This is a genomic window from Kitasatospora sp. NPDC085895, assembly GCF_040702125.1.
GTDB classification, from domain to species: Bacteria; Actinomycetota; Actinomycetes; order Streptomycetales; family Streptomycetaceae; genus Kitasatospora; species Kitasatospora arboriphila.
In genome coordinates this window covers 1-6617 of sequence record NZ_JBFBJY010000168.1, presented here as the reverse complement: position 1 = coordinate 6617, position 6617 = coordinate 1, and the positions used below count along the sequence as shown (strand labels likewise).

At 71.6% G+C, this 6617-nt stretch carries 5 protein-coding genes, 1 tRNA gene and 1 pseudogene; 5 read left to right on the top strand and 2 right to left on the bottom strand.

Translation table 11 applies throughout. The annotated features are described in order from the left end of the window. Nucleotides 1-488 (bottom strand): Tn3 family transposase (locus tag AB0442_RS41320; RefSeq protein WP_366168678.1); only part of this gene is annotated, 488 nt, incomplete at its 3' end. Next, nucleotides 484-579 (bottom strand): annotated as a pseudogene (locus tag AB0442_RS41315) (hypothetical protein); the annotation flags it as partial. The gene AB0442_RS41320 and the pseudogene AB0442_RS41315, both read right to left, overlap by 5 nt. On the opposite strand from AB0442_RS41315, the gene AB0442_RS41310 reads away from it, so the two are divergent. From AB0442_RS41310 to AB0442_RS41290, 5 genes are all read left to right on the top strand, one after another. After that, the gene (locus tag AB0442_RS41310; RefSeq protein WP_366168676.1) at nt 563-991 is read left to right on the top strand and encodes an XRE family transcriptional regulator; all 429 of its coding nucleotides are present in this window, start codon (nt 563-565) and stop codon (nt 989-991) included. The pseudogene AB0442_RS41315 and the gene AB0442_RS41310 sit on opposite strands and share 17 nt — an antisense overlap. 105 nt (nt 992-1096) lie before the next feature. Further along, nucleotides 1097-2872 carry a transposase gene (locus AB0442_RS41305; RefSeq protein ID WP_366168675.1) on the top strand — a complete coding sequence of 592 codons (1776 nt, stop codon included), beginning with the start codon at nt 1097-1099 and terminating at the stop codon, nt 2870-2872. A gap of 457 nt (nt 2873-3329) precedes the next feature. After that, entirely contained in the window at nt 3330-3923 is a 594-nt protein-coding gene (locus AB0442_RS41300) for a hypothetical protein (RefSeq protein ID WP_366168674.1), read from the top strand. A gap of 127 nt (nt 3924-4050) precedes the next feature. After that, entirely contained in the window at nt 4051-5802 is a 1752-nt protein-coding gene (locus AB0442_RS41295; protein ID WP_366168677.1) for a S8 family serine peptidase, read from the top strand. Between the two features lie 422 nt (nt 5803-6224). Beyond that, a tRNA-Gln gene (locus AB0442_RS41290) sits at nt 6225-6297 on the top strand. The last annotated feature ends 320 nt before the right edge of the window (nt 6298-6617 follow it).

Here is a 6617-nt window from a genome sequence, read left to right as displayed (position 1 = left end):
TGACTCTGGAAGCGAGCCTCGCAGCTCAGCTGCGTCCGGCCGGCTCGGAAGTCAGGGGACAACTCAGGCATTCCGCGACCTTGCCGGGGCCCTGGTCGCGCTGCTGACTCCGCGTCCGCATTCTCGGGGCTGTGGAGGGTGGGGTTACAAGCGGGTGGGGCTATGTGGAGCTGGTCGGTGGTGTAGTCGCCGAAGCGGAGCACGTTCTCGCGCCGGTAAGGGCTGAGCACCGTCAGATCACTCGCACTCAGAGTCCAGCCCTCGCGAGCCATCCGACGCAGGACGTGCGTCATGTCGACGGTGGTGGAGAAGATCCTGCTGGAGGCGAGGACGTCGAGGAACTTGACCGCTTTGTCCCGCAATTCCGAGGCGCGGCTGGCCAGCCAGCCGGCGTTGCCGAAGTGGAGCCACTTGGTGAACCCGTTGTAGGCCCTCGGCCTTGTTGGTGGCCTTCTGGATCTGCTCGCGCAACGCCGGGTTCGACAAATACCGCAGCAGCACGACGGTGCGTACGGCGCGGCCGACCTCGCGGAAGGCGGCGAAGGGCTCGACCGCCGCGGTCGTGCAGCAGCTTGGCATCTCGCAGTGGACCGTCCAGCGCTGGCTCAAGGGCGCAGCTGTCCCGAAGCCGGCCGCGGCGCAGGCGATCGCGGACGCGGTCCGCACGGCCTGGCAACCCCGCGTGCAGCGGGGGGTGCGCCGGGCTGACGAGCGGGACGGCTTCGTGTTGAGCGCCGGCGCGCAGTTCGGGTTCGCCAGCGCAGCCGGCTCCACGGACGATCCGCGGCTGCGCCTGATCACACAGCGCCTGCTCGGCGACGTCGCCGCCGCCCTGTACGCCGCGCGGGACGCTGGCGCGTCCGAGGACGTCCAGGCCGCGATCCTCGCCGCGAGTCTGCAGGACTACTACTTCCGCGACGGCGGGCGCCGTGCGTCCGGCCTGGCGGTGGAGCTCACCGGTATCCAGTGGGCCGACTTCGGTGTCTTGTGACCGGCCGGGACTCTGCTGCGCAATTTCGGGGGTGAGCGGGCCTTGGGTGCGGGATGATCGCCTGTGCGGCCGTTGACCTGTCGTGCGGTCGCGGGGGTGGTGTGGATGTCGCTGCAGCCGGAGGGGTTACCAAAGATCCCGGAGCAGACCGCGGAGGTGGCCCGGGCCGCATTCCCGCACGGCAGCCTACCGATACGGGTGCGGGACCGCCTCGCGGAAGTCTTCGTCGACGAGCCGTTCGCCGCCTCGTTCGGGGTCCGCGGGGCTCCGGGCCTGTCGCCGGCGGTGTTGTCGCTGGGCACGGTGCTGCAGTTCACCGAGGACCTGACCGACCGGCAGGCCGCCGCGATGGCCGTGCGCGCGATCGACTGGAAGTACGCGATCGGCGCCGAGCTCGGTGACACCGGCTTCGACCCGAGCGTGCTGAGCAGGTTCCGCACCCGGCTGGCCGACCACGGACTGGAGCGCGTTGTCTTCGACCGGCTCCTGGAGCACTGCCGACGGGCCGGGCTGGTCGGGGCCGGGGGCAAGCAGCGCACCGACTCCACCCACGTGATCAGCGCGGTGCGCGATCTGAACCGCCTGGAACTGGCTGGAGAGAGCGTCCGCGCGGCTCTGGAAGCCCTTGCGGTCGCCGCGCCTTCATGGCTGGCCGCGCAGATCGACCTGCCCGAGTTCGCCAACCGCTACGGCCCGCGGGTCAACGGATGGACGATGCCCTCGTCGAAGACCAAGCGCGACCGCCTCGCCCTGGTCTTCGCCCAGGACGGCTATGCCCTCTGCCGGGCCGCCGGGGCCCCCGGAGCACCTGGGTGGATCCGCGAGATCGAGGCCGTCCAGCTACTGCGGCAAGTCCTCGTGCAGACCTACTACCTCCGCACCGACGGCCGGGGACGGGAGGTGATCAAGAAGCGGGACGCCGACGACGAGGGTGTCCCGCCGGGCCAATTACGCCTGGCCTCGCCCTACGACCCGGATGCCCGCTGGTCGGCCAAGGGCGAGGACCTGTTCTGGCTGGGCTACAAGGTCCACCTCACCGAGACCTGCCACGATCCTGCCGAAGCCGAAGCCGAAGCCGAAGCCGAAGCCGAAGCCGAAGCCGAAGCCGAAGCCGAAGCCGAAGCCGAAGCCGAAGAGCGTGCGGATTCCCGCCCCCTGCCGAATCTGATTACGGACGTGGTCACCACCGACGCGACCATGCCGGACGTGAAAGCCACCGCTGCGATCCAGCAGCGTCTGACCGAGCGCCATCTGAAGCCCGCCGAGCACTACCTCGACGCCGGCTACCCCTCCGCTGATCTGATCACCGCAGCCCACCGGCAGGGCATCACCATGGTCACCCCGGCTCTGCTCGACTACTCACCCCAGGCCCGCGCCGCCGAGGGCTTCGACAAGAGCGCCTTCGCCATCGACTGGAAAGCCCGGCAGGCCCGCTGCCCCGCAGGCGCCACCAGCGCGCACTGGAACCCCGCCCGCCAGCACGGCCAGGACGTGATCGTCGTGAAGTTCCACGTGCGCACCTGCCGGCCTTGCCCCTTCCGGGACAAGTGCACCACTGCAAGACCGAACCGCCGCTCGCTCACGCTGCGGCCTCAAGAGCTCCACGACGCACTCGCCCAGGCACGCACCCAGCAGAAGACCGACACCTGGAAGGACAAGTACGCCCTCCGCGCAGGCATCGAGGGCACCATCAACCAGGCCCTCGACATCACCGGGATACGCCGGGCCCGCTACCGCGGCCTGCCGAAAGTCCGCCTCCAACACGCCTTCTCCGCCACCGCGATCAACATGATCCGTCTCGACGCCCACTGGATGGGCAGCCCACTCGGCCGCACCCGCACCAGCAACCTCGAACGTCTCGCCTACCGGCTCACCGCCTGAGCATCAAAAATAGAGCAGCAGAGTCGGCCGGTTCCGCTTGTGTCGGCCTGTCGTCATTGGCGGCTTCAGTGGTCGTGTAGCGGGTCAGTGTGCGGCGGTGCGACGGCGGCAACCCCTGGTTCGGGGCTGCTGTGGCAGGGCCGCACGCCGGCCCGCCGGGCACAGCCGAAGGCGTCCGTCGGCGCCGACGACGGTGCCCCAGCCGTTGCCGCATCCTCCCGGTACGCCACACCCCGGCGCCCGGGCCGGCCTGTCGATGTCCGTCATGCCGGGGCGACCGGTCACGGATCCGGCTATTGCGATGTTCCGTCTTTGTGGACTGTCTGGGCGTGTATATACCGAATCGTGGCGGCTGCCCGGGGATGCTGGTGCCCGGCGGCGGACCGTCCAGCCACCTCTGGGGGCCGCCGCCCGACTGTGCACATGCCGTGCACGTGGAACTCAAGGAGGAGTTCGGATGTCGGTTTACACCGCTGCCCAGCCCCAGACCGGGCAGCAGCCCTCCCTGCAGCAGCCGTACGGCTACGGCCAGATGCCCGGCCAGTCTCCGTTCGGGCAGTCCCCGATCGGCCAGCAGGGTCTCGGCCAGCCGTTCGGCCAGCAGGGTTTCGGCCAGCCCTTCGGCGGCCAGCAGTTCGGTCAGCAGCCGTTCGGTCAGCAGGGCCTCGGCCAGCCGTTCGGTCAGCAGGGCTTCGGTCAGCAGCAGCTGCCGCAGATCGTCACCGAGCTGGCGCTGCGCTGCGCCGGCTCGGCGGTGATGGCGGTCATCGAGCAGCTGCGGATGGACCCGCAGGCGCTGATGGGGGTCCAGGCGCAGGGGCAGCTCCCGCCGCACCTGTACTCGAACGTGCTGGTGGAGTGTGCCCGGCGGATCGCCCCGGTGCTGCACCAGTCGCTGGCCCCGATCGCCCAGGGTCAGGGTGGCCAGATGGGCCAGGGCATGGGCGGGCAGGGCATGGGCCAGTCGTTCGGTATGCCGCAGATGTCCCAGCCGTGGGGGCAGGCCGGGCTCGGGCAGGGTTTCTCGCCGCTGAGCGGGGCGGGGATCTGACCCGCTGCTGACGGCCGGGCCGGTGGCGGAGAGCGTGGTCCCGCTGCCGGCCCGGCGTGCGGGCGTCGGCCCGCACCAACCCCTAGTGATCGTCGTGTGGTGAAGGGTGTGAACAGCTGTGGCAGCGATGAGTGAGGGCGGCCGGGCCAAGGCGGGCCGGGGCGCGAGCGGCGGGTCGGGCACGCCGGCCGAGGCGGGCGTCCCGGCCGGGACCACGTTCGCCGGTGCCCCCGAGCAAGAGGAGGCGGGGCGGTCCGGCCGCACGGTGCCGGCGGGGTGGGGGCGGTATCTGGTGGCGCCCAGGCCGTTGGGGCTGTTGCCGGGGGCGGTGCCGCCGATCGAGGCCTCGGTGCTGTGGTCCCTGCTGGAGGAGGACGGCGAGGTTCGGGTCCTGGGTCAGGTCCGCCCGTCGCGCAGCCGCGGTCTTGGGGCGATCGCCGAGCCCGCCCCGGCATGCCCGCCCATCGCGGTGGTGGCAATGCTCCCGGAGCGGGCCCGTGCGCTGGCCGCGAACCCGCAGGTCGTCGTGGAGGCGGACCAGCCGCTGGCGTATGCCGCCGCGCACCCGCTCGTGCCCCAGGTTCCGGCCGCCGACCCGGCCTGGGCCGCGCCGCTGACCGAGCCCGCCGCCCTGACGGTCCGCGTGGTGGGCAGTGACCAGCAGCCCGTGCCGGGCGCGCAGGTGTGGGCGATCGGCGCCACCGCCCCCTCCCACGCCGTCACCGACATCACCGGCACCGCCCACCTCACCCTGCCGGCCGACATCCCGGAGACCGTGCACGCGCTCTACGTCCGCCCCGTCGGCGGGTACTGGCCCACCCGGGTGCAGGGCACGGCCCTGCCGCAGGACGGACAGGACCAAACCACCGTTGAGGTGCGGGCGCTGGGTGAGGACTTCGAGGGCTTCCCGGGCCGGGCGGTGACCGGCTGGGGGCAGCAGGCCATGCGGCTGACCCAGATCCCGCCGACCTTCCGCGGCCACGGCACCACCATCGCCCTGCTCGATGCCGGCATCGACGCCGACCACCCGGACCTGAAGGACACCGTCGCGGGCGGCCACGACTTCGTGGCGGGCAGCGCGCACGGCTGGCAGAAGGACGCCACCGGGCGCGGCACCTGGTGCGCCGGGGTGATCGCCGCCGCCGACAACCACACCGGCATGACCGGCATCGCCGCCGACACCCGCCTGCACGCCCTCAAACTGTTCCCCCACGGCCGCGTCAGCCACCTGCTGGAGGCCCTGGACTGGTGCCTCACGCACGGCATCGACCTCGCCCAGCTCAACCTCGCCTGCCCGCAGCCCTCCCAGCTCCTCGCCTGGAAGATCCTCGACCTGCGCGCGGCCGGCTGCACCTTGATCGCCCCGGCCGGCGACACCGGCCACGCCACCGCGTTCCCCGCCACGCTGCCCACCGTCCTCTCGGTCGGCGCCCTCGCCCACACCGGCACCCACCCCGACCACCCCCGGCAGGCTGCCTGGCCCGGCCCCTACCTGCCCGCCTACACGCCCGCCGGGGCGGACCTCATCGCGCCCGGCGACGCCATCATCACCACCAGCCCCGATGGCGACTACACCCCCGCCGACGGCACCGCCATCGCCGCCGCCCACATCACCGCCCTCGCCGCCCTGCTCCTCGCCCACCACGACCAGCTCCGCGGCCAGATCCACCCCGCCACCCACGCCCGCGTCGACCACCTCACCACCCTGCTGCGCGCCGGCACCCACCCGATGCCCGGCACCGACCCCACCCGCACCGGCGCCGGCCTGCCGGACGCCCCCACCGTCCTCGGCCTCACCACCCCACCCACCCAGGCCGGCACCCCGTTCACCACGGACCCCCGGCAGGGCGGCCTCCAGTACGCACAACCCCGCACCTGAACCACACCACCGGGGCCGGGGCCGGGCGAGCAAACGCCCCCACCCGGTCCCGGCCCCCACCCGGATCCGTACCGCTGGTCGCCCGCCGGGACATACTCGTCGGCCGGCGCCTCGAAGACGACACCACCGCGACCCGGCCTTCCCGAACCCGCTGAACCAGGGCCGGACGCCGCCGCACGCCGGGAAATGATCATCCCTGCCGGCGGGGACCGGTCCGTCACCACCCATGGCACTGACACCCCGCCACCACCCTGACGCAGCCAGAACGAGGTCATCGTGTTGACTGTTTCGGCGCGCCGTCGAAATCACTCCCCACCGCCCTGCGACGATTGCACGGCGATCTCCTGCCTCTTCGAAGCCCAGGGAACGCACTGCGCCCCGGCCGGATGTCCCCAATGCCGTCCGGCCGGGCATACACGCATTGCCGGATGGTGCAACTGGCAGCACGCCTGACTCTGGATCAGGAAGTTCGAGGTTCGAATCCTCGTCCGGCAGCCCAGCGGCCGTCCCGTTCCGTCTCCGCCAACCCGTCGAGAACCGTACGGCACAGCCCCCGGGGTTCGCTCCGCAGTGCGGGTAGAGAGGGTCCTTTCTCGGGGGAGTGAATTGCGCTCGGGTGTTCTGCCGGGTCTCGGTGCCCGGCTAGGCTCTGGTTTCATGTCCGGCCGTCTGCGTATTCGTGTCCTGTCGTTGTTTGAGGAGTGGGCGTCCGCTCGCGGCCTAGGGCCTGTTCTGGGTCGTGATCTGCGGCTGCGGGGACTGATAGAACTCATGGATGGCGCGACGTGAACTGAGTGATGAAGAGTGGGAGCTGG

Bases quoted from the DNA above. Each gene is read 5' to 3' on its own strand.
- AB0442_RS41305 (WP_366168675.1), top strand. From the start codon at position 1,097: ATGTCGCTGCAGCCGGAGGGGTTACCAAAGATCCCGGAGCAGACCGCG.
- AB0442_RS41300 (WP_366168674.1), top strand. From the start codon at position 3,330: ATGTCGGTTTACACCGCTGCCCAGCCCCAGACCGGGCAGCAGCCCTCC.
- AB0442_RS41295 (WP_366168677.1), top strand. From the start codon at position 4,051: ATGAGTGAGGGCGGCCGGGCCAAGGCGGGCCGGGGCGCGAGCGGCGGG.